The sequence below is a fragment of the Marinobacter sp. G5_S1_61_S3 genome (assembly GCF_054968585.1).
The window spans coordinates 46,788-68,242 of sequence record NZ_JBQKUK010000019.1; the positions used below are offsets into that span (position 1 = coordinate 46,788).

Here is a 21,455-nt window from a genome sequence, read left to right on the forward strand (position 1 = left end):
ACTACTCCTTGTCTTTCGACAGAGGTACGTCCATTCCGCCACTGGTCATTTTCTTCGGACCCTCTGCGGATGGATTGATGTCGAAATCAAAGATACCTGTGGGCAGCCAGAGTGTGGCGCAGGCGTTTGGAATATCCACCACGCCACTGATGTGGCCCTCTACCGGTGCGCAACCAAGAATCGCGTAGGCCTGGGCCTTGGTGTAGCCGAACTTGGTCATGTATTCGATGGCATTCAGGCAGGCCTGGCGATAGGCCACATGCACGTCCAGGTAATGCTGGCCACCGTCTTCATCAACCGAGATCCCTTCAAAGATCACGTAATCGTCGTAACGGGGCTTGATCGGGCTGGGTTTGAACACCGGGTTCTTGATGCCGTATTTCTTAACGCCATCCTTGATCAGGTTCACCCGCAGGTGAATCCATCCAGCCATTTCGATGGCACCACAGAAGGTGATTTCACCATCGCCCTGGCTGAAGTGCAGGTCGCCAACCGACAGGCCCGCACCATCCACGTAGACCGGGAAATAAACCTTGGAGCCGCGGGAAAGATCTTTGATATCGCAGTTACCACCATGTTCCCGGGGCGGTACAGTGCGAGCGCCCTCAGCGCCGGCCGCTTTGGCGGCGTCGCCTTTCAGCTGGCCCATGTGGGCGGTATCACCGTTGGGCAAGGTGGCCAGTTCCGGCACCCGCTCCGGATCTGTCGCTACCAGTCCTGCTTCACGTTTGTTCCAGGTATCCAGCAGGTCTTTAGAGGGCAGGCAACCTATCAGCCCCGGGTGAATCAGGCCGGCAAATTCCACGTTGGGAATATGGCGCGATTTGGTGAACATTCCATTGAAATCCCAGATGCTCTTCTGGGCGTCCGGAAAGTGTTCGGTCAGGAAGCCGCCGCCGTTCTGCTTGGAGAAGAAGCCGTTGAACCCCCACTGGCTTTCTTCAAAGGTGCCGATGTCGAGAATATCCACTTCCAGCAGGTCACCCGGCTCGGCGCCTTCCACCCCGATCGGGCCAGACAGGAAGTGCACCTGGCTGAGGTCTACATCGCGCACATCGTCTGCGCTGTCGTCATTCTTGATCTGGCCACCGGTCCAGTCATAGCATTCCACGATGAAGTCGTCACCGGGTTTAACGGTGGCCACCAGCGGAATATCCGGGTGCCAGCGGTTGTGGATTTTGTCGTTGTCGTAAGCCGACTTGTTCAGATCAATCTTGATAATGGTTTCAGCCATAACGGGCGCTCCTTGGTGTTGGCTTGCACAATTAGGTAACGGTTTTACTATCCGAGATCCCGCGCCCCGGAGGTATTCGCGAAATGCCCCCCACACCTACGTCATTCGACGTATTGGTGCACGGTGACCGCCCCATTCTGAGTATCGGCCTCAAACCGCTGACAGTCAGGATGCGCCAACAGTGCTCTGGCTACCGCGGGCTCCAGACGCTGGCGAAAAGCCCGCAACATCTCCCGGGCTCCATAACGGGCATCGTAGCCACAGCACAGTTCGCCCCTAAGCTTAGTTGACAGTGACAGCACTGCGTGTTTTTTGCCCAGCCGCCGGTTGAGCCCCACTAACTCGATGTCCAACAGTGCTTCGAGCCAGTTATCAGCAAGGCTGTTGAAGGTAAGGATCTGATCAATACGGTTCAGAAATTCAGGGTCGAAATGCCGACGCAGAGCAACATCTAGCAAGTATCCGCCCTCACCGGCCGATAACCCGAGCCAGCGGCGCCAACCTCTCTGATAACGCTGTTGGTGCGCCTCAGCATCCAGAGCTCCGGCATTACTGGTCATGAATATCAGAGTGTTGCTGAAATCGATTTCCCGGTTACCGGAGGGAAACATCAGCCGGCCAGTGTCCAGAACGTTCAACAGGGCGCGGATGACTTCCCGGCTGGCTTTCTCGATTTCATCAAACAACACAATGCCAGGCTTGCTGAACGAGCCCTGTACTTTGTCCAGATCAAACAGGCTGTGGCCTTCCTTACTGCCCACGTAGCCCGGCGGCGCGCCGGTAAGTGCGGCGGTATAGTGCTCCTGAGCCAGGGTGTTCATATCGATGCGGCACAGGCCATCCCGGCTGCCATGAATGGCTTTTGCAATCAGCCGAACGGTTTCGGTTTTACCCACACCAGTGGGCCCAAGGAACAGATGCACCGCGAGTGGCCGGTTTTCCTCGCCGATGTCGGCTTTCACTCGCACCAGCATGGATTCCATGGCTGTCAGCGCATCGTCCTGGCCAACGATGTTCTCCCGCAGGCGGGACATGACGGCATCTGGCTCAAAGCGAAACCGGGAAGCACGAACCGGGCCTGAGGCAGCCCGGTTCTGTTCTATAGATTCCCGGTTGGCTTCCAGCCGTTCGTTGATAAACGGCATCAGCAACTCCCGGCATTAAGCGCCTGCAGATTTTTCTTTACCGTCGAATGGCAGCTCACCCACCGGACATTCAGCGGTGCCCACAGTTTTGCGAGTCATTGCTTCAACGTTTTCCTGTGCCTTTTGAGCGTCCATCACCCAGGTGCGATAGAACTCGAACGGGCAGTCGGCTACGCCCTTGTCGCCATCGCCGGAGTTGTGAACACCGGTGTAGCCCCGGTGCAGCAGTTTGAACAGGTGGTTTTGTGACTGGTCATTCTGGCGTGCGTCGCGGATCTGACTGATCGAAAGCTGGGCATACTGAATTCCCATATCTTCCTCGCCACACTCTCCGAGAGTGCGGCCATCAAAGCCGATAATGGCGGAGTGGCCGAAGTAGGAATACACCCCATCAAACCCGGAGGCGTTAGCCACGGCCACATAACAGTTGTTGGCCCACGCCATGCTCTTGGACATCATCACCTGCTGCTCCTTGGCCGGATACATATAGCCCTGGCAGCGAACGATCAGCTCGGCACCTTTCATTGCACAGTCCCGCCATATTTCCGGGTAGTTGCCGTCATCGCAGATGATCAGGCTGATCTTCATACCCTTGGGGCCTTCGCTAACGTAAGTGGTGTCCCCCGGATACCAGCCTTCAATCGGGCACCAGGGAATACATTTGCGGTATTTCTGGACGATCTCACCTTCATTGTTGATGAGAATCAGGGTGTTATAGGGTGCCTTATTGGGGTGATCCTCATGCCGTTCGCCGGTTAGTGAGAAGATACCCCAGGTATTGGCCTCACGGCAGGCGGCAGAGAAGATGGCGGTTTCGTCGCCGGGAATCGTGGCAGCCGTCTCCATCATCTCGTCATTGTCGTACATGATGCCCATGGTGCTGTATTCCGGAAACACCACGAGGTCCATGCCGGGCAGGCCCACTTTCATACCCTTGATCATGTCGGCAATCTTGCGGGCGTTGTCCAATACCTCGGCTTTGGTATGCAACCGGGGCATCTTGTAATTCACCACCGCCACACCGACGGTGTCGTTACTGCTGGAAATATCACCGTGTCTCATTAATTCGCTCCTCGTTAAACCGCCAGGTAACTGGCAATCTTTTCCTGGTCTGCTTCAGCCCTGTTCTCTTCGTGCACGATGGCTCCCTTCTCGATCACCAGAATCCGGTCCGCCGCGTCCATCACAAAACTCAGGACCTGCTCAGAGACAACTATCGACAAACCGCGCTCATCGCGGATACGCCGTAGTGTCTGAGCGATCTCTTTGATGATATTGGGCTGAATGCCTTCGGTGGGTTCGTCAAGCAGCAGCACCTTGGGCCGCGTGGCCAGTGCGCGGGCAATGGCGAGTTGTTGCTGCTGACCACCAGACAGATTACCGCCGCGCCTGTTCTGCATTTCCTTCAGTACCGGAAACATCTCGTACAGATCCTCCGGTACCTTCTTTTCACCCACGGCGGACAGGGCCGTTTCAATGTTTTCCCTTACCGTAAGGGTTGGAAAAATCATCCGGCCCTGAGGCACAAAACCAATGCCAGCCCTTACCCGCTGGAAGCTCTTCAGGTTGGAAATGTTGGAACCATCCAGGCTGACCTCACCGCCTTTGGTGGGGGTCATGCCTACCAGGGATTTCATCAGCGTGGTCTTGCCCATGCCGTTGCGGCCCACCACGGCCACAATCTCGTTTTTTCCCACCTCAAGGTTCAGGTCCCCGATGATGGTGCTTTGGCCATAGGCCACCGAATGATGTTTGACGCTTAGCATGTTCAGTGCCCCAGATAGACTTCGATGACTTTCGGGTCCGACTTCACGTGCTCAATGGACCCTTCCGAAAGAACCTTGCCCTGGTGCATCACGGTCACCCGGTCGGCGATGTCACCAACGAACTGCATGTCATGCTCGATCACCAGTACCGTGTGGTCCCGGGTGATCACCCGGAGCAGTTCGGCGGTTTTCTTGCGCTCGGCCACCGACATTCCAGCCACCGGCTCATCCAGCATCAGCAGATCCGGCTTCTGGATCAGCAGCATGCCGATCTCCAGCCACTGTTTCTGACCATGGCTGAGCGAGGCTGCCGGTTCGTTCAGGGCGTCCGTCAGGAAGATGGTTTCTGCCACCTCTTCCACGGCCTCTATCACCGCCCGGTCCCTCTTGAAGGCCAGCGCCCCCATCACGCTGTGGCCCTGCGGGTAGGACACCTCGAGGTTTTCAAACACAGTCAGGTCTTCAAACACCGATGGTGTCTGAAACTTCCGGCCCACACCGGAATGAACGATCTGGTGTTCCTTGAGTTTGGTCAGCTCCTTGCCGGCAAACTTGATCGAACCGGCAGTCGCCTTGGTTTTGCCGCAGATCAGATCGAGAACGGTGGTTTTGCCAGCACCATTGGGGCCGATAATGACCCGGATTTCCTTGGGATCGAGGTAGAAAGACAGGTCATCCACGGCCTTGAAGCCGTCGAATGATACGGTCAGGCCCTCAACCGCCAGCAGAAAATCCGTGCCTTTGCTTTTGGCTGCACTCATCAGGATTTCTCCGGACTGTAGGTATTGATCATCGGATCATAATCGTCAGACTTTTCAGCACCAGGCTTGGTGGCCGAAGGCTCGGCGGTGGCGTTAGCCACAGGCGCTTTGCGTTTGAACAAGCGCTCTTCCAGGGGCATGACATAGCTGCGGTAAAGTCCTGCCAGGCCGTTCGGGAATGCCAGCACCACACCAATAAACAGAGCCCCCATGGCAAAAGGCCAGAGTTCCGGGAAGGATTCGGAAAAGCCACTTTTGGCGGCATTCACCAACAAGGCACCGTAAACCGCTCCGAGAATGGACAACCGGCCTCCAAGCGCACAGAAGATGACCATCTCGATGGAGGCAACAATGCCGATGAAGGACGGCGACATGAAGCCAACAATCAGGGTGAACATTGCGCCGCCGATACCAGCGAAGGCCGCCGCCAGGCAGAACACGAAAATCTTGAAGGCAGCCACGTCATAGCCTGAAAAGCGCACCCGCATTTCCTGGGCATTCATCGCCACGAGAATGCGGCCCAGTTTCCGGTTCTGGACAAGCCGTGCCACGAACAGGCAAAGGAACAGCATTCCGACACAGACGAAGTACAGGGCGGTCCGTGCCTCATCGGTGCGGATATCCCAGTCCTTCAGGGTCTGCAGATCGGTAATGCCGTTTACGCCACCGGTGTACCCCTGTTGTCCGATAATCAGGATGGTCAGGATTGCGGCAATGGCCTGGGTGATGATGGCAAAGTACACGCCACCTACACGGCGGGTGAACATTGCAAAACCGATCACGAAAGCCAGCAGAACGGGCACGCCAATAACCGCGATCAACGTGAACGAGAAGCTATGGAACGGTTCCCAGAACCACGGCAGCTCGGTGAGCTGGTTCCAGTCCATGAAATCCGGAATGCCCGGGGTGGACTGGATCGCCGTCGCCTCTGGCGTGGAGGCTTCCAGCTTCAGGAACATCGCCATGCAGTATCCGCCCAGGCCGAAGAACACGCCCTGGCCCAGGCTGAGGATGCCGGCTTTACCCCAGCACATCACCAGTCCGATCGCCACGAAGGCGTATGTCAGGTACTTACCCACCATGTTCAGCCGGAACGGGTCCAGAGCCAGCGGCAGGATGACAACCAGCAGACACGCCAGCGCCAGGTAATACAGGCCCTCGCGGGAGCCGAACCATTTCAGGGGGGATGAACTCTTCATGACAATCTCCTAGCGACGGACCTTGAGGGCCATGAGTCCTTCTGGACGCAGCATCAGAATGCCGACGACAACCAGCAGGGTGAGAACCTTGGCCATGGAACCACTCAGGAAAAACTCCATGGTGGACTGGGCCTGGGAAATGCCGAAGGCGGAAATAATGGTGCCAATCAGGCTTTGGGCGCCGCCGAAGACCACCACCAGGAAGGTATCGACAATGTAGGCCTGCCCGGACGACGGCCCGGTGGAGCCGATCATGGTGAACGCGGCGCCAGCAATCCCGGCGATACCGCAGCCGAGGGCAAAGGTTGCGCGGTCGATACCAGCACTGTTGATACCAACAGCCTCAGCCATAGGACGGTTCTGAACCACAGCCCGCACGTTCTTGCCCCAGCCGGAGCGGTACATGAGCAAGTAAACGGCGACTGCAATGGAGAGCGCGATGATCATCACGAACAAGCCGTTGATCGGCAGTTCCACCAAATCGGTCACCTGGAAGGCGCCCATCATCCATTCAGGAAGATCAACGCCCACTTCGCGGGCACCAAAGATGGAGCGGTAGGCCTGCTGCATGATCAGGCTCAACCCCCAGGTGGCCAGCAAGGTATCGAGTGGCCGGTGGTAGAGATGCCGTATCATCAGCCACTCAACGAGTGCTCCCAAGGCAGCGCATATCAAAAAGGCCAGGATGATGGCGAAGAAGAAGTAACCGCCAAACAGTCCGGGCAGGTAGGACTGGAAAAAACTCGACGTCAGGTAGGTGGTGTAGGCACCGAGGATCATGAATTCCCCATGGGCCATGTTGATCACGCCCATCTGACCAAAAATGATGGCCAGGCCCATTGCCATCAGTACGAACACTGAAAACAGGGAGAGCCCGGCAAACCCCTGCATGGCAAATATCGACATCAATTCACTGCTGGTGTAGCCATCGAACATGACCCTTCTCCCCTTCAAACCAACATGCTTTGCGTTGCGGAGGCGATGAAGGCCGGCGCGCGGTGGCGCCGGCCATTCCGTTTTACTGGTAACCTTCCGGGAACGGGTCTGGCTCCATCAGCTCTTCTGTTTCGTGAACCACCTTGTACTGACCATCAAGCTGGGCCTGGCCAATCCGGGTCTTGGACCACAGGTGATGGTTTTCGTGGATGCGTACGTAACCTTCCGGCGCCTTGGTGAATTCGATGCCTGCGAACTCTTCGCGAATCTTGTCGATGTCGAAAGAGCCGGCCTTTTCAACCGCCGCTTTCCACAACCAGGGACCGAGATACGCGGCCTGGGTAACGTCGCCGATCACCATGTCATCGCCGTAGGTTTCCTTGAAGGCCGCAACAAACTCCTTGTTGTTGGGGTTGTCCAGGCTCTGGAAGTACTTCATGGAGGCGTAGATACCTTCCACGTTGTCGCCGCCGATACCGCGGATTTCGTCCTCGGTTACGGAGATCGTCAGCAGCAGCGGTTTCTCGTCGGTGAAATCAACACCGGCGGCTTTCATCTGCTTGTAGAAGGCCACGTTGGAACCGCCCACCACGGAAGCGAAAATCACGTCGGGCTTCTTGAGCTTGATCTTGTTGATCACCGAGTTGAACTGGGTGTGGCCCAGAGGGTAATACTCTTCACCCACAACTTTCAGGCCCAGCTTATCGATGTGCTTGCGGGCGATCTTGTTGGAGGTTCGCGGCCAGATGTAGTCGGATCCGAGCAGGTAAAAGCTCTTGGCGCCCTTTTCCTTTACCGCCCAGTCGATACCCGCAAGAATCTGCTGGGTAGCTTCCTGGCCGGTGTAAACCACGTTCGGGGACTGCTCAAGACCTTCATAGAAGGTAGGGTAATACAGCATGCCGTTGTACTGTTCGATCACCGGCAGGATGGCCTTGCGTGACGCGGAGGTCCACGCGCCAAAGATCGCGGCCACATTATCCTGACGCAGAAGCTTGCGGGACTTTTCGGCAAACGTTGGCCAGTCGCTGGCGCCGTCTTCCTGAACAAACTCTATCTGGCGACCCAGAACACCACCAGACGCATTTATCTGTTCAATCGCCAGCTTTTCCGCCTGCACCGAGCCAATCTCACTGATTGCCATGGTGCCGGTGATAGAGTGCAGTATGCCAACCGTAACGGTGTCATCCGTCACCGCCAGATCGGTTGTATTGACTTCTGCCGTACTGGGTGTCGCCGCTTGCGCGGAGGTAGCCAGCATAACGGACGCCGCCAGTGTCATCAGACTTTTTCTAAACCCTGGCCTCTTGCCAGGCGATCGCATGCTGGCGTTTTTATCTGTCGTACCCATAGTGATTCCTCGCAGTGTTTGAAATCCGGTACCGCGCTTTTCATCGAAAGCACAGCGTCCACATCAAACATTCTGCTTGCGCCCTTTAAGGGAGCCCATTCGGCAATCACCCCAGCACACTACGTCATTTGACGCATTCCTGATTCCGGCAATACAGGCTAAAACGCGGGTACACGATCTAAATGTGTCCGCTTTTTCTTGCGTTCCTGTCCATGGCACGAAAATTGTTGGTGTTTTCAGGTCCGGTGCACCGCGCCACGCAACCGCACTTATTTTCGGGCACTCCTTATCCAGCGACACAGGCAACACAACGATGGCCGCACGACAAAGCATTTTCCGTGTAAGGCGCAATTACAATCAGTGGGTGGCTAACCAGACGCTCGAAGACTACGCCTTGCGGTTTACCGCAAAGAGTGCCCGGCGCTGGTCCGCCGCCCGCGTTACTAATACGGCTCTGGGAGCGATTTCCTTTCTGGCGCTGGAAGCCATCGGTGGGGCCATCACTATCCACTACGGATTCAACAACGCAGTCGCGGCCATCTGCGCCGTAGCGCTGATCATCTTTCTGACCGCTATACCCATCAGCTACTACGCCGCTCGCTATGGTGTTGATATAGACCTGCTTACTCGAGGCGCCGGCTTCGGCTACATCGGCTCCACCATCACCTCGCTGATCTACGCCTCATTTACGTTTATCTTTTTCGCAATCGAAGCGGCGATCATGGCCATGGCGCTGGAGCTGCTGCTGGATATACCGTTGGTAATCGGTTATCTCATTTGTTCGGTGGTGATTATCCCCCTGGTCACCCACGGCATAACCGCCATCAGCAAGTTCCAGCTCTGGACCCAACCGGCGTGGATTGTGCTGCAGCTGCTGCCGTTTGTTTTCATCATCTACATGGACGCCGGCTCGGTGTCAGACTGGACGCAGTTTGAGGGCACTGCCCCCAATCAGGGCGGCGAGTTCAACCTGCTGCTTTTTGGGGCAGCGTCGGCCGTGGTGTTCTCGTTGATTGCACAGATTGGCGAACAGGTCGATTTCCTGCGTTTTGTGCCTGAGCCTGAGCAAGGGCAGCGTTTGCGGTGGTGGACGGCGGTGATGGCCGGTGGGCCTGGATGGATCGTCATTGGTGCGTTGAAAATCCTGGCGGGCTCGTTCCTGGCTGTACTGGCCCTGAACCATGGCGTGTCGGCACTGGATGCCTCCGACCCCACCCGCATGTACATGGTGGCATTCGGCTATCTCTCGTCGTCTCCGGAAGTGGCGCTGGCCATCGCGGGCATCTTTGTCATTCTTTGCCAGGTCAAGATCAACGTCACTAACGCCTATGCAGGCTCCATTGCCTGGTCGAATTTTTTCTCACGTCTGACGCACAGCCATCCGGGCCGTGTGGTGTGGCTGGTCTTCAACGTGACCATTGCCTTGCTGGTGATGGAGTTGGGTGTTTATCGCGCCCTGGAAGAGACTCTGGGCTTCTATGGCGTCGTAGCGGTGGCGTGGGTGGGCTCCCTGGTGGCCGACCTGGTGATCAACAAACCACTGGGCTTCAGCCCGAAGCACATCGAGTTCAAGCGGGCACACCTGTACGACATCAACCCCGTTGGTGTCGGTGCCATGATACTGGCCTCGGTCATTGGTATGGTGTGCCACGGTGGCGCCATTGGCGACGTACCCCAGGCGCTGTCACACTTCATTACCCTGGGTTCAGCATTGGTGATCGCGCCCGTCATTGCCTGGCGTACTCGTGGGCGCTTCTATACCGCACGCCCATTCGTGCCCATCGCCACTGACCGACAACTTGTCGCCTGCTGTATCTGCGAACACGAATTCGAGCCGGAAGACGTGACTGGCTGCCCGGCCTATGCCGGCAATATCTGCTCGCTGTGCTGCTCCCTTGATGCCCGCTGCGGCGATTTCTGTAAACCCGGTGCAGGTTATCGGCATCAGCTGCAGCAGTTTTTTGGCCTGTTTATTCCCGAGTCAGTGCTCTCAAAACTACACTCGCGCATTGGCCACTTCCTGACGTTGTTGTTCCTGATCAACGGTCTGTCCGGGCTTCTTCTGGCACTGATATACGCCAAGACACCGGTGAACTCGCCCACCGAAGCCGCGCTGCTGTCGATCACCCTGTGGAAGGTGTTCTTCGTGCTGATCATTATCACCGGCGTGGTGTGCTGGCTGTTTGTGCTGGCCCATGAAAGCCGCGTGGTGGCCGAGGAGGAGTCCCAGCGACAGACCCGTCTTCTGACTGAGGAAATCGTGGCCCACGAGCGCACGGATCAGGCCCTGCAACAGGCCAAGGAGCACGCAGAAGCGGCCAACGGCGCAAAGAGCCGCTACCTGACTGGCATCAGCCACGAGCTGCGTTCACCGCTGAACGCAATCCTGGGTTACGCCCAGCTGATGGAGAACGACACCGCTATCCCCGACAACCGCAAGGACGCACTGGGTGTCATACGCCGCAGCGGTGAGTATCTGGCAGACCTAATCGAAGGCCTGCTGGACATCTCCAAGATCGAAGCCGGGCGGCTGGACCTGCACCGGGACGAAGTGCGTATTGACCTGCTGATGGAGCAACTGGTGCACATGTTCCGGCTGCAAGCGGAAGAGAAAGGGCTGGCTTTCAGTTACCACGGCCCTACCCGCTTACCCGAACTGGTGACCACGGATGAAAAGCGCCTGCGGCAGATACTCATCAACCTGCTGTCCAATGCGCTCAAATACACCGACAACGGCAGCATTTCGTTAACCCTGAAATATCGCAGCCAGGTGGCTGAGTTCACGATAAAGGACACCGGTGAAGGTATCGCCGAAGAAAACATCGAGCGCATATTCCGACCTTTCGAGCGTATACGCACCCCCGGACAAAGTCGCACCGGCACCGGGCTCGGGCTCACCATCACCCGGCTGTTGACCGAAATCATGGGCGGCGATCTCTCTGTAGAGAGCACGCCCGGGGAAGGCAGTACCTTCCGCGTCAGCCTGATGCTGTCCAGCCTGCATACCCCCCGCCCGGAATCCATGACATCTCCGGCCCGGCGCATTTATGGCTACAAAGGCCCGCGACGCAAGATCATGGTGGTGGATGACGAGTCCTCCCACCGCCAGGTGATCCGAGCCATGCTAGCTCCGCTGGGTTTTGAGATTGTCGACATCGGCAACTCCCTGGCGGTGGTGGATGCCATCGACAACAGCCATCCCGACTTGGTGTTACTCGATGTCTCCATGCCCGGTTACAGCGGCTGGGATATCCTTACGCAATTGCGAAGCAACAACCATCAGGTGCCCGTGGTCATGGTATCGGCCGACGCCAGCGAAGGACGCAACCGGCCGGAATCACCCACCCTGCACAACGGTTACATCATCAAGCCGGTGCGCTTGAACCTGCTGCTGGACCACATCGCCCGGCTGCTTACCCTCGACTGGCGCTTCGAGAAAAGCCCGGAACCGCTGGCAGCCACCATTACGCCCGAATCGGAAACGCTGATTCTGCCCGCGGCTGAACATCGCGCCGCGCTGGTGGGGCTGGCCACCATCGGCCACAAAAAAGGACTTCTTGAGGCACTGCACGGACTCCGTTACCGGAGCGAGGCCGATCCGGTGTTTGTAGAAGAACTTGTGAAGCTCACCAACGACTTCCAGTTCGAAAAAATCATCGATTTGATCAAGGTGACGGAACATGAGCACACCTGAAGCCCGAAAGACGGTCGTTATGGTGGTGGACGATGCAGTTGACTGCATTCGCATGATCAACGACGCCCTGGAAAGTGCCGGCATGACGGTATTGATTGCGCTGGAAGGCAGCCAGGCCCTGACCATCAGTCAGAACATCACCCCGGACATTGTGCTGATGGACGCCATCATGCCCAACATGGATGGCTTCGAAACCTGCCGTCGGCTGAAGCAGAATCCGGACTTCGCAAATACCCCCATCATTTTCATGACCGGCCTCAGCGATACTGAGCACGTGGTGATGGGGCTCAAATGCGGCGGCGTGGACTACATCACCAAACCCATTAACACCACCGAACTGATGGCCCGCATGCAGGTACATCTGACCAACGCCCGCATGGCACACAGCGCTCGGGCCGCACTGGATACCGCCGGACAGAACCTGTTTGCCGTGGACCGTCACGGAGCCATTCTGTGGTCCACCCCCCAGGTTCATCAGCGGCTCACTGGCGGCGGCTCCAACAACCTTGAACTACTGACCAATAACCTGGCCAACTGGTTGCGCCACAATCCGGAGAACGGCCACAGCCTTACTCTGGATTTCCTGCCCGAGCTCCACGCGGTGGAGTTCCTCACTCTGGTCGACGAAAGGGAATACCTGTTGCGCCTGCAAGAGGTGCAGAAGCCCAGCGAGGCCACGGGCGCTCTGCGGACGCGCTTCAGCCTGACCGGCCGGGAGTCCGATGTGCTGTTGTGGATAGCCAATGGCAAAACCAACCGCGAAATCGGACAGATTCTGGAAATGAGCCCGCGCACGGTGAACAAGCATCTGGAGCAGGTATTTCGCAAACTGGGCGTGGAAAACCGCACGTCGGCCGCGGCTGCCGCCATCAAATGTCTGGCACGAACCTGACCACCACAGGCAACGAAAGGGGCGTAGCCGCAGGGAGGAGCCCTACCCGTTCCACACCGGATAAGATGGGCTAATCTTCCTGCCGAGGCCAACCCATGAACAAACCCATCGTCATTATCGGCGGCGCATCGCTGGATACCATCATCCAGCTCGATGCCCTGCCAACCCCAACACCGCAAACCCTGTGGCCCAAGAGCAGTTACAGATCCGTCGGCAGCACCGGTGCTGGCAAGGCGCTGAACCTTGCAGCGCTGGGGCGCAGCGTAGTCCTGCATTCGCTGCTGGGGCAGGACACGGAGGCCGATCTGGTGCGCCACGCCCTGGATAAGCCTGGCATTGAGCTGCTTGCAGAAGCCACCGACACACCGACAGAACAGCACGTAAACCTGATGGACCCGCATGGCGGGCGGGTTTCGCTGTTTGTCCAACCTCCGGCTGACCCAAGTGTCGTTGATTGGGCACCGGTGACCTCCGCAATCTCAGGCTGCGAACGGGTGGTGATCAATATCCTGAGCTACACAAAGCCGGCGCTGGCCCTGGCACAAAACGCGAACAAACCGGTGTGGACCGATCTGCATGACTACGACGGTCGAAACCCACATCATCAGCCGTTTATCGATGCGGCGAACGCCATTTTCCTGTCCAGCGACAATCTGCCGGACTATCGCAGTTTCATGACTAAGATGATTGATGATGGCAAGGAATTGGTGGTGTGCACCCATGGCAGCGACGGTGCCACCCTGCTTAGCCGGGACGGGCAATGGTTGGAACAGCCCGCGTTTCCGGTCGGTCAGGTGCAGGACACCAATGGTGCGGGTGACGCCTTCTTCAGTGGTTTTCTGTGTGGCCACCTTAACGGTGAAAACCTGAAGACCTGCCTTCGCCTCGGGGCGGTCTGTGGCGCACTCTGCGTGACCTCACAGTCCCTGGCAGCGGAAAACCTGAGCCTTCAGCGAGTTCATGACCATTTACGCGAGGGCGGCTGGTAGTTTTTCAGGGCGGATACCAGTTCGGTGGGCTGGTCTTTCACGATCACCATCTCGGCGTACTCAGGTTTCAGGAAGCCCGCGCCAGACATCGTGCGGATGAAGGCCAGCAGCTCATTGTAGTAACCATCCACGTTGTAAAACGCACAGGGCTTGCTGTGATATCCAAGTTGGCCCCAGGTCCAGGCCTCGAAAATTTCATCCATAGTACCCGGCCCGCCAGGTAGCGCCACAAAAGCGTCGGCCATATCCGCCATCAGCGCCTTGCGCTCGTGCATGCTGCTCACCACATCCAGGCGGGTCAGGCCCTGATGGGCCAACTCGCGGTCGCGAAGGGACTCGGGGATAACGCCATATACCTCCCGGCCGCCGGCCAGAACGGCATCGGCAACCACGCCCATCAGGCCCACCTTGCCACCACCAAATACAAGATCCATACCTTGGCTAGCCATATACTGGCCAAACACTCCGGCGGCTTGGGCAAAACGTTCATCATTTCCCCGGCTGGAGCCACAGAAGACAGCGATTTTCATGACGGAGTCCTATAACGCGTTCGTGGTTTGATCGGATGAGTAATATACTGTCAGATAGTGGCCAGGGAGCGCCAGCGTCAACGACTGGGACGAATAACAAGCACCAATGGGGCCATTGCCATCAAGCCATTCAACACCCTCAAAAGCCGACTGATTCTTCTATTCGGTGGGTTGATACTCGTCACCACCGCCATTGGCACCTGGTTGGCTTCCAATCTGGCTGTTGAAGAACTACGCAAGTCCACCAGCCAAAACCTCCAGGAAGTGGCGGTGCAGTTGAGGGACAAGATCGAAATTGATCTCCACGAGCGCTACAGCGACCTGAGCATCGCAGCCGCTATTGCCAGTCAGTCCATTGAGGACGACCAGTCCGTCAGCGTACCGACTCTCCTCAATGCACTTCAGGACGCCTTCCCAAGCTATGCCTGGATCGGCCTGGTATCACCCGAAGGTACCGTCATCACGAGCACGGACAACCTGCTTCAGGGCGCCAATGTGTCTGAGCGCCCCTGGTTCCGTGAAGCCTCCAAAGGGCCCTTTCTCGGAGACGCTCACCTCGCGGTGTTGCTGGAGTCCAAACTCGATAACCCGTCCTCTGTTCCCCTTCGGTTTGTGGATGTTGCTGTACCACTGTATCGGGACAACGGCGAGCTCATGGGCGTTCTTGGTGCACACCTCTACCTGGACTGGGTGGCGTCCATTGGCCAGTCCTTGCTGGCCCCACTGCAAGAGCGCCTGCAGGCAGAACTCGTCGTGGCCGATCACAAAGGCACCATCCTGATCGGGCCAACAGACAGCATTGGTCAGGCCATTCCGGATTCACTGGCGGATGCGGCGAGCCGCAACCCTTCCGGCTATGTAACGGACTCGATGACCGCCGGAGCTTCAGATGAACAGACAGAATATCTGATTGGCTTCAGCCGCCTGCGTGATCGTGAGGAATACGCCAGCTTCAACTGGCGAGTGCTGGTACGACAGCCCGCTGAAGAAGCTTTTGCCCCGGCCAACAACCTTCGCCATACGTTGATTGCCACAGGTTTTGTTGTCTCGCTCTTGCTGATCCTGTTTGCATCCCTGGCCGCACGCTGGACCACTCGGCCCTTAATCAAGATGACCGAGGAAGCCCGAAACCTGGACCCGGATCAGCCCTCCACTCTGATTAAGCAGAGAGACGACTACGAGGAGGTAAAAACCCTATCGTCCACTCTCAGAAACCTGATCCTGAACCTGACTGAGAAAACCCGGGCAATGAACGAGCTCAATAGAACCCTGGAATACCGTGTCGAGGAACGAACACGGGAACTGGAGAACACCAACACCCTGCTGGAGGATGAAATCATCCAGCGGGACGCCATGCGCAGGGAGCGAGAAACACTGATCCGCCAATTGGAGGAAACCGTGCGCACCGACGCACTCACCGGCCTGAAAAACCGGAGACACTATTTCGAACTGGGTCGGACAGCGGTTAAAAAAGCAGTTCGATCAGGGGCGCCTTTGTCGGCCATTATGTTCGATGCGGATCACTTTAAAAAAGTGAACGACACCCATGGCCACGGCGTCGGTGATAAGGCGCTGGTCCATCTCAGCAAGCTGGCAACGGAAGCCTTGAGGGATATCGACATTGTTGCCCGTGTGGGCGGAGAGGAATTTGCCGTGCTTCTGGAGAACACCGACGAACCGGGCGCGGAAGAGGTCGCCGAACGCCTGAGAAGCTTCATCGAGAACAACCCGCTTCCGCTGGAGAGTGGGCACCTTACTTTGGCCATCAGCGCCGGCGTCGCCACCTTCTGGCCAGACAAGTCGGATAATCTGGATACCCTGCTGCTCTACGCAGACCGGGCTCTGTATCAGGCCAAAGCTGGCGGACGAAACCGGGTTTGCCTCTATTCCAGTATCCAGAAAACCGCCAACGACTGACTTTCCACAACCAGAACGGAATCGTTTTCCATGAAAACCGTTTTTTCCCCGCTGCACAATCGCCGTACCGCCACGACCGAGCTGGACGGCGGCGTATTGATCGCCCCCCACGAGAAACCGTCCCGGGCGGAGACCATACTGGGCCGGGTCAAGCAGGAACAACTGGGAGACGTTCTTCCACCGGACGACTTCGGCCTGGAACCGATTCTGCGCGTGCACACCCCGGATTACGTCAACTTCCTCCAGACCTGCTGGAAGGATTGGGAAGCCGAGGATAAACCCGGCGAGGCCATTCCCGCCGTCTGGCCGGGCCGGGGGATGCGGGAAAGGGTGCCAAAAGACATCGACGGCCGCCTGGGTTACTACAGCTTTGCCGCCGAGACCTCGATCACCGAGGGTACCTGGGACGCCGCCTGCGCCTCGGCAAACGTCGCACTGACCGCTCAGGCACTGGTGGCCAACGGGGAGCCTGCCGCGTTTGCACTATGCCGCCCACCTGGGCATCACGCCCATGCCGATCTGCTCGGAGGCTACTGCTTTTTCAATAACGCGGCTATTTCCGCCCAGGCATTTCGGGACCAGGGCGCCAAACGCGTGGCGATACTGGATGTCGACTTCCATCATGGCAACGGTACCCAGGCCATTTTTTACCAGCGCAGCGACGTGCTGACCATCAGTCTGCACGGCGACCCGGACCTGGTGTTCCCTCACTTCCTGGGGTTTGAGGATGAAACCGGCGAAGGCGACGGCAACGGCTATAACCAGAACCTGGTGTATCCACCCGGCACGCCCTTCGAGGTCTGGCGCGAAGGGCTGGAAACCGCTTGCCAGCGCATTACGGAATACCAGCCCGAAGCACTGGTGATCGCTCTGGGAGTAGACACCTTCGAGGACGATCCGATTTCCTTCTTCAAGCTGACGTCTGCGGACTACCTGCTGATGGGGGAGCGGCTGTCGAAACTGAATCTACCTACCCTGTTCACCATGGAAGGCGGCTACGACGTGGACGCCATCGGCGTAAATGTGGTGAACGTACTGAAGGGTTTTGAACGCGGCCGGCTATGAGTCCGGCTCGTTCAGTTTGGCGAAGGCCTCCGGATAACGGCGCTTCATTCTCGCCAGGCGGAAGATGGTGATGAAATTGGTCACCACCACCATACCCTCTGCCAGCGTGCCGCCGACAGAGCCAATTAGCAGGTTGTTCAACATCCAGCAGATCGCAGCAGCGGCCAGCGTCAGCCGCATGGGAATGCCGCGCAGCATAAACATGCCGACGGTGCCGAACATGGCCGCGCCAATGGCAAAGAAATCGACGGGCGTCCGCCAGGTCAGAGCCGCTGCCAGCAGGTTTACCGCGAGCACCGCCAGCATGACTTTCCAGTTGCCCAGGTATCGCCTGGCCAGCACGATACGGCCGATCACCAGCAAACTCAGCACCGCCGCCGTCCAACTGCCGAACAGGGCAAACTGAAGGGCAAAGGCCACATTCGCGGAGATCAGCAGCACCATCAAACGGTCATCCCGCTTGCTGGCAAAGCCGACAATGCAGAAGCCCAGTGCAATCAGGCTGACCGCCTGGCCCGCCATCTCTGTCAGGCTCATTCCCTCAAACATCGCGGGCAGCCCGACCTGGCATTTGATGGCTGCGGTTAACCCGGATCACCGCCTGCGGTAATCCGGGTCCGTCCAGCACTGCGGCAGGGATTCCCCGGAGGGGAAATTCAGGCCGGCCTTGTCGAAAAACTCCGGGTCCTGGGCTTCTTCGCCAAAATGCAGACTGCCCTTAACGGTCGATTCGTTGGGGTCGATCAGCATTTTGGTGTCCAACACCTCAATCATGTGTCCGGTCGATTTCTCGGCGAGAAACATAAAGCCCTCCCGGGTTTCCCCTGATGGTGTGTGATGCTATCTAGCTCGCTAACTCAATCTTCCTGAAGTCGAGTGTATTCTCTTTGGGCGAACCTTCAATGCCCATCACCTCAGCGCGACGTTTCGTGACAATGTACACGAAGCAGCCGAAGTACAGCGCAATCACCAGAGCGCCCACCCACTGAATGCGCAGGAAGTCGAGCTGGAACAGCAGCGTCAAACCACACATCACAATCAAGTTGCCGAAATAATACTTCCACTGTCCCAGCCGGCTTGCGGTCAGGTTGAGATTGTCTGTGTAGAGCCGGATCAGTGAGTCCAGTGAGTTGATCACCATCAGGATACCCACCGTGATCATGGCTATGTTGATATAGCTGGCGATGTTCAGGCCTTCAGCGTGGTAATGGTAGAGCACCGAGAACCAGGTACCGATGGCAATGGACGGAAACACCAGCATCGCGATCATCAACTGCCAGGTGCGCAGGCCACTGACAAAGCGCGCAGTGAACTGGCCGATCATGATGCTCCAGGAGAACCACCAGAACAGGTAAAACTCGTGGTAGTCGTTCAACGGCAACATGAAGTGATGCAGGTTGGTGAAGTACTCACCAATCAACCCTGCCGTGCCAAAGAAGTCGCCGACACTGCCGTTGCCCGTCAGGAAGGCACGGCCCCACATTACCGCAATCAGAGCGATAAACAGCCAACTGGAACCCAGGCTGAGTATGCGCACGTACTTGATTTTACTGCTGGAATAAACCGCCGCCGCAATCGCCGCGAAGACGATCAGGTAGAACGTCGGCACGACGGTTTCGCCGTCACCAATTTCCGGCAGATACCAGGGCAGGTTGACCAGCAACAGGAACGCAGTAAAGGCACAGGTGCCGATGATCACCACATTGTTGACCACTCGCACCAGCGGTATGTCGAAAAACTTGACCCGCGGCTCGATCACACAGAAGTAGAAGCAGGTAAGGAAGTAGAACCCCCAGATCAGAAAGGCCCAGAACCCGAACTCAATCGCCAGTGGGTTAGCGAAGCCGTACTCAGGACTTTCCGTCAGGTTGCCGTAACCGGCAAATTCCGTCAGCGGAAACATGATCAAGCCGACATCCAGGCCCGAGGTAAACAGAATGGCGATAAACGTGAAGGTACGTACCGGCGTCACGCCGATGACTTTCAGGTCCCACCATTTGAACAGGATCAGCACGATAGCCGCGAAAGTGAAAATCAGGCCTGTGGATAACCAGAGTGTCATACACACCTCCAGTTTCTGGCGTTACTTATTATATGGGACAACATGGGTGTTCCTCCTCTACTTTGAAGCACGTGTTCATTCGAATCGGACACAAACCCCCGCGTTGACGGGTCAACACTTAACTATCGCGCGCTCAGAACGACACGGTTATCGCGCCGCAGCGACGATAGGTAAGTCCTGATGGTTTGCATAACAACCGGCGGCCATTGCGCCGCCGGGAACGGTATCAGGCGATCTCGCGCGCGGCCCCTCCGGGGCGCTGGCGATCTCGCCATTGCTCGTCCATCGCCACAGGGGCGTCAGACGGATTCAGTGGCGCCAGGCCACGAATGAGGTCAGCGGCACGCTCCGCCACCATGATGGTGGGAGCATTGAGGTTGCCGTTGGGAATAGTGGGGAAGATGGACGAGTCCACTACCCGCAGGCCGGTGAGGCCATGAACCCGCGTATCAGGCCCTACCACCGCCTGATCATCCACACCCATCTTGCAGGTGCAGGACGGGTGATAGGCGCTTTCCACCGCCTGGCGGACAAAGGCGTCTATTTCCTCGTCACTCTGCACATCAACGCCGGGCTGGATTTCGGAGCCTCGATAGGCGTCCATCGCCGGCTGGCTGACAATCTCACGGGTCAGGCGCACGCAATCACGAAAGCCTTCGCGGTCATCCTCGTGCTGCAGGTAGTTGAACTGGATGCGCGGCGGCTGGCGCGGATCGTCTGACTGCACAGTTACCGAACCACGGCTCTTGGGCTTGTTGTGGCCGATATGCAGCTGGAAGCCGTCGCCATCGAAGGCTTCCTTGCCGTCGTAGCGCATGGCCGCTGGCAAAAAGTGATATTGCAGATCCGGCCACTCGACGCCCGCCTTGGAACGGATAAATCCGCAGGACTCAAAGTGGTTGGTGGCGCCCAGGCCGTCTTTCTTAAGTAACCAGCGAACACCGATCTTGAGCTTGTTCCACCAGTCGAGCTTGCCATTGAGAGAGACCGGCTGCTTGCAGCGGAACTGGAAATAGAACTCCAGGTGATCCTGCAGGTTGCCGCCCACACCCGCCAGTTCGTGATTGACGGGGATCTCAGCCTGCTCCAGTACGTCGCGGTTGCCAATGCCGGAAAGCTGCAACAGATGGGGCGAACCGATAGACCCCGCGGACAGGATCACTTCCTCTGATGCCGTAACGTCCACCAGTTTGCCGTCTTTCTCGTAGCGCACGCCGGTGGCCTGTTTGCCTTCCAGCAACACCTTGTGCACCAGCGCATGGGTGACCACGGTCAGATTGTCCCGCGCCATGGCGGGGCGCAGGTAAGCATTAGCAGTAGACCAGCGGCGACCATTCTTGACGGTCATGTGCATGGCGCCGAAACCTTCCTGGCGCTCGCCGTTGTAGTCGTCGGTGGCGAAATAACCGGCATCCACGCCCGCATCCACAAAGGCCTTGTAGAGCGGGTTCTGCATGTTGTTGCCGTTATTCACGCCCAGCGGGCCCTGGTCACCACGGTAGTCATCAGCGCCAAAGGCCCAGGTTTCCGCCTTCTTGAAATAGGGCAGGCAGTGGCGATAGTCCCAGCCCTCGGCGCCCTGCTCCTGCCACTCGTCGAAATCACGGGCATGGCCACGTACGTATACCATGCCGTTGATGGAGGAAGAGCCGCCCAGCACCTTGCCCCGGGGGCAGTGCATGCGGCGGTTATCCAGGTAGGGTTCCGGCTCGGTCTCAAACTGCCAGGCGTATTTTTTGGTGTTCATGGGGATGGACAGCGCCGTGGGCATCTGGATAAAGATGCTCTTGTCGCTGCCGCCGGTTTCCAGCAGCAGCACCCGGTGGCGGCCATCCTCGGTAAGCCGGTTGGCCAGCACACAGCCTGCAGACCCCGCGCCGACAATGATGTAATCGTAGTTCACTTCTTTCATAC

General features: G+C 57.6%; 18 protein-coding genes. 5 read left to right on the forward strand and 13 right to left on the reverse strand.

The features are described 5' to 3' along the window. Position 1 precedes the first annotated feature (1 nt). The 8 genes from fmdA to urtA form a co-directional block, all read right to left on the reverse strand. Positions 2–1,234 (reverse strand): formamidase, encoded by a 1,233-nt coding sequence (fmdA, locus tag ACTRWH_RS17640; protein WP_136633470.1) that lies wholly within the window; start codon positions 1,232–1,234, stop codon positions 2–4. A 101-nt stretch (positions 1,235–1,335) separates the two neighbouring features. After that, a complete protein-coding gene (locus ACTRWH_RS17645) occupies positions 1,336–2,379 on the reverse strand; it encodes an AAA family ATPase (protein ID WP_228210597.1) in 1,044 nt (347 codons plus the stop codon). A 15-nt stretch (positions 2,380–2,394) separates the two neighbouring features. Then, complete coding sequence (locus tag ACTRWH_RS17650; protein WP_305936371.1) at positions 2,395–3,441, reverse strand: aliphatic amidase; 1,047 nt, start codon at positions 3,439–3,441, stop codon at positions 2,395–2,397. A 14-nt stretch (positions 3,442–3,455) separates the two neighbouring features. Beyond that, positions 3,456–4,145, reverse strand: a complete 690-nt coding sequence (gene urtE / locus ACTRWH_RS17655) for an urea ABC transporter ATP-binding subunit UrtE (protein ID WP_127401979.1) — start codon at positions 4,143–4,145, stop codon at positions 3,456–3,458. A gap of 2 nt (positions 4,146–4,147) precedes the next feature. Continuing rightward, the gene (urtD, locus tag ACTRWH_RS17660; RefSeq protein WP_075194622.1) at positions 4,148–4,906 is read right to left on the reverse strand and encodes an urea ABC transporter ATP-binding protein UrtD; all 759 of its coding nucleotides are present in this window, start codon (positions 4,904–4,906) and stop codon (positions 4,148–4,150) included. Further along, positions 4,906–6,105: an urea ABC transporter permease subunit UrtC gene (gene urtC / locus ACTRWH_RS17665; RefSeq protein ID WP_305936370.1), complete on the reverse strand. Its 1,200-nt coding sequence runs from the start codon at positions 6,103–6,105 to the stop codon at positions 4,906–4,908. The genes urtD and urtC overlap by 1 nt, the downstream gene beginning before the upstream one ends. Before the next feature lie 9 nt (positions 6,106–6,114). After that, positions 6,115–7,041, reverse strand: coding sequence for an urea ABC transporter permease subunit UrtB (gene urtB, locus ACTRWH_RS17670; RefSeq protein ID WP_007153046.1), 927 nt, complete (start codon positions 7,039–7,041; stop codon positions 6,115–6,117). A gap of 82 nt (positions 7,042–7,123) precedes the next feature. Then, positions 7,124–8,302 carry an urea ABC transporter substrate-binding protein gene (urtA, locus tag ACTRWH_RS17675; RefSeq protein WP_227664931.1) on the reverse strand — a complete coding sequence of 393 codons (1,179 nt, stop codon included), beginning with the start codon at positions 8,300–8,302 and terminating at the stop codon, positions 7,124–7,126. Between the two features lie 403 nt (positions 8,303–8,705). Here urtA and ACTRWH_RS17680 point away from each other — a divergent pair, with 403 nt between their 5' ends. The 3 genes from ACTRWH_RS17680 (at position 8,706) to ACTRWH_RS17690 (ending at position 13,967) form a co-directional block, all read left to right on the forward strand. Next, the gene (locus tag ACTRWH_RS17680) at positions 8,706–12,086 is read left to right on the forward strand and encodes a hybrid sensor histidine kinase/response regulator (RefSeq protein WP_007153044.1); all 3,381 of its coding nucleotides are present in this window, start codon (positions 8,706–8,708) and stop codon (positions 12,084–12,086) included. Next, positions 12,073–12,978, forward strand: coding sequence for a response regulator transcription factor (locus tag ACTRWH_RS17685; RefSeq protein WP_151983076.1), 906 nt, complete (start codon positions 12,073–12,075; stop codon positions 12,976–12,978). The genes ACTRWH_RS17680 and ACTRWH_RS17685 overlap by 14 nt, the downstream gene beginning before the upstream one ends. A 95-nt stretch (positions 12,979–13,073) precedes the next feature. Next, positions 13,074–13,967 carry a carbohydrate kinase family protein gene (locus tag ACTRWH_RS17690; RefSeq protein ID WP_305936369.1) on the forward strand — a complete coding sequence of 298 codons (894 nt, stop codon included), beginning with the start codon at positions 13,074–13,076 and terminating at the stop codon, positions 13,965–13,967. Here ACTRWH_RS17690 and ACTRWH_RS17695 read toward each other — a convergent pair. Continuing rightward, positions 13,937–14,497 carry an LOG family protein gene (locus ACTRWH_RS17695; protein ID WP_041332903.1) on the reverse strand — a complete coding sequence of 187 codons (561 nt, stop codon included), beginning with the start codon at positions 14,495–14,497 and terminating at the stop codon, positions 13,937–13,939. The genes ACTRWH_RS17690 and ACTRWH_RS17695 overlap by 31 nt on opposite strands. A gap of 57 nt (positions 14,498–14,554) precedes the next feature. Here ACTRWH_RS17695 and ACTRWH_RS17700 point away from each other — a divergent pair, with 57 nt between their 5' ends. Both ACTRWH_RS17700 and ACTRWH_RS17705 read left to right on the forward strand, forming a co-directional pair. Further along, positions 14,555–16,414, forward strand: coding sequence for a sensor domain-containing diguanylate cyclase (locus tag ACTRWH_RS17700; RefSeq protein ID WP_127401985.1), 1,860 nt, complete (start codon positions 14,555–14,557; stop codon positions 16,412–16,414). A gap of 30 nt (positions 16,415–16,444) precedes the next feature. Further along, positions 16,445–17,479, forward strand: a complete 1,035-nt coding sequence (locus ACTRWH_RS17705; protein ID WP_462826691.1) for a histone deacetylase family protein — start codon at positions 16,445–16,447, stop codon at positions 17,477–17,479. Here the strand turns inward: ACTRWH_RS17705 and ACTRWH_RS17710 are convergent. The 4 genes from ACTRWH_RS17710 to betA form a co-directional block, all read right to left on the reverse strand. Then, the gene (locus ACTRWH_RS17710; RefSeq protein WP_036211628.1) at positions 17,474–18,028 is read right to left on the reverse strand and encodes a YgjV family protein; all 555 of its coding nucleotides are present in this window, start codon (positions 18,026–18,028) and stop codon (positions 17,474–17,476) included. The genes ACTRWH_RS17705 and ACTRWH_RS17710 overlap by 6 nt on opposite strands. Before the next feature lie 45 nt (positions 18,029–18,073). Further along, a complete protein-coding gene (locus ACTRWH_RS17715) occupies positions 18,074–18,283 on the reverse strand; it encodes a hypothetical protein (protein WP_041332895.1) in 210 nt (69 codons plus the stop codon). A 40-nt stretch (positions 18,284–18,323) separates the two neighbouring features. Beyond that, a complete protein-coding gene (locus tag ACTRWH_RS17720) occupies positions 18,324–19,541 on the reverse strand; it encodes a BCCT family transporter (protein ID WP_126810948.1) in 1,218 nt (405 codons plus the stop codon). 226 nt (positions 19,542–19,767) lie between these two features. Then, positions 19,768–21,453 carry a choline dehydrogenase gene (gene betA, locus ACTRWH_RS17725; RefSeq protein ID WP_036211638.1) on the reverse strand — a complete coding sequence of 562 codons (1,686 nt, stop codon included), beginning with the start codon at positions 21,451–21,453 and terminating at the stop codon, positions 19,768–19,770. Positions 21,454–21,455: the final 2 nt, after the last annotated feature.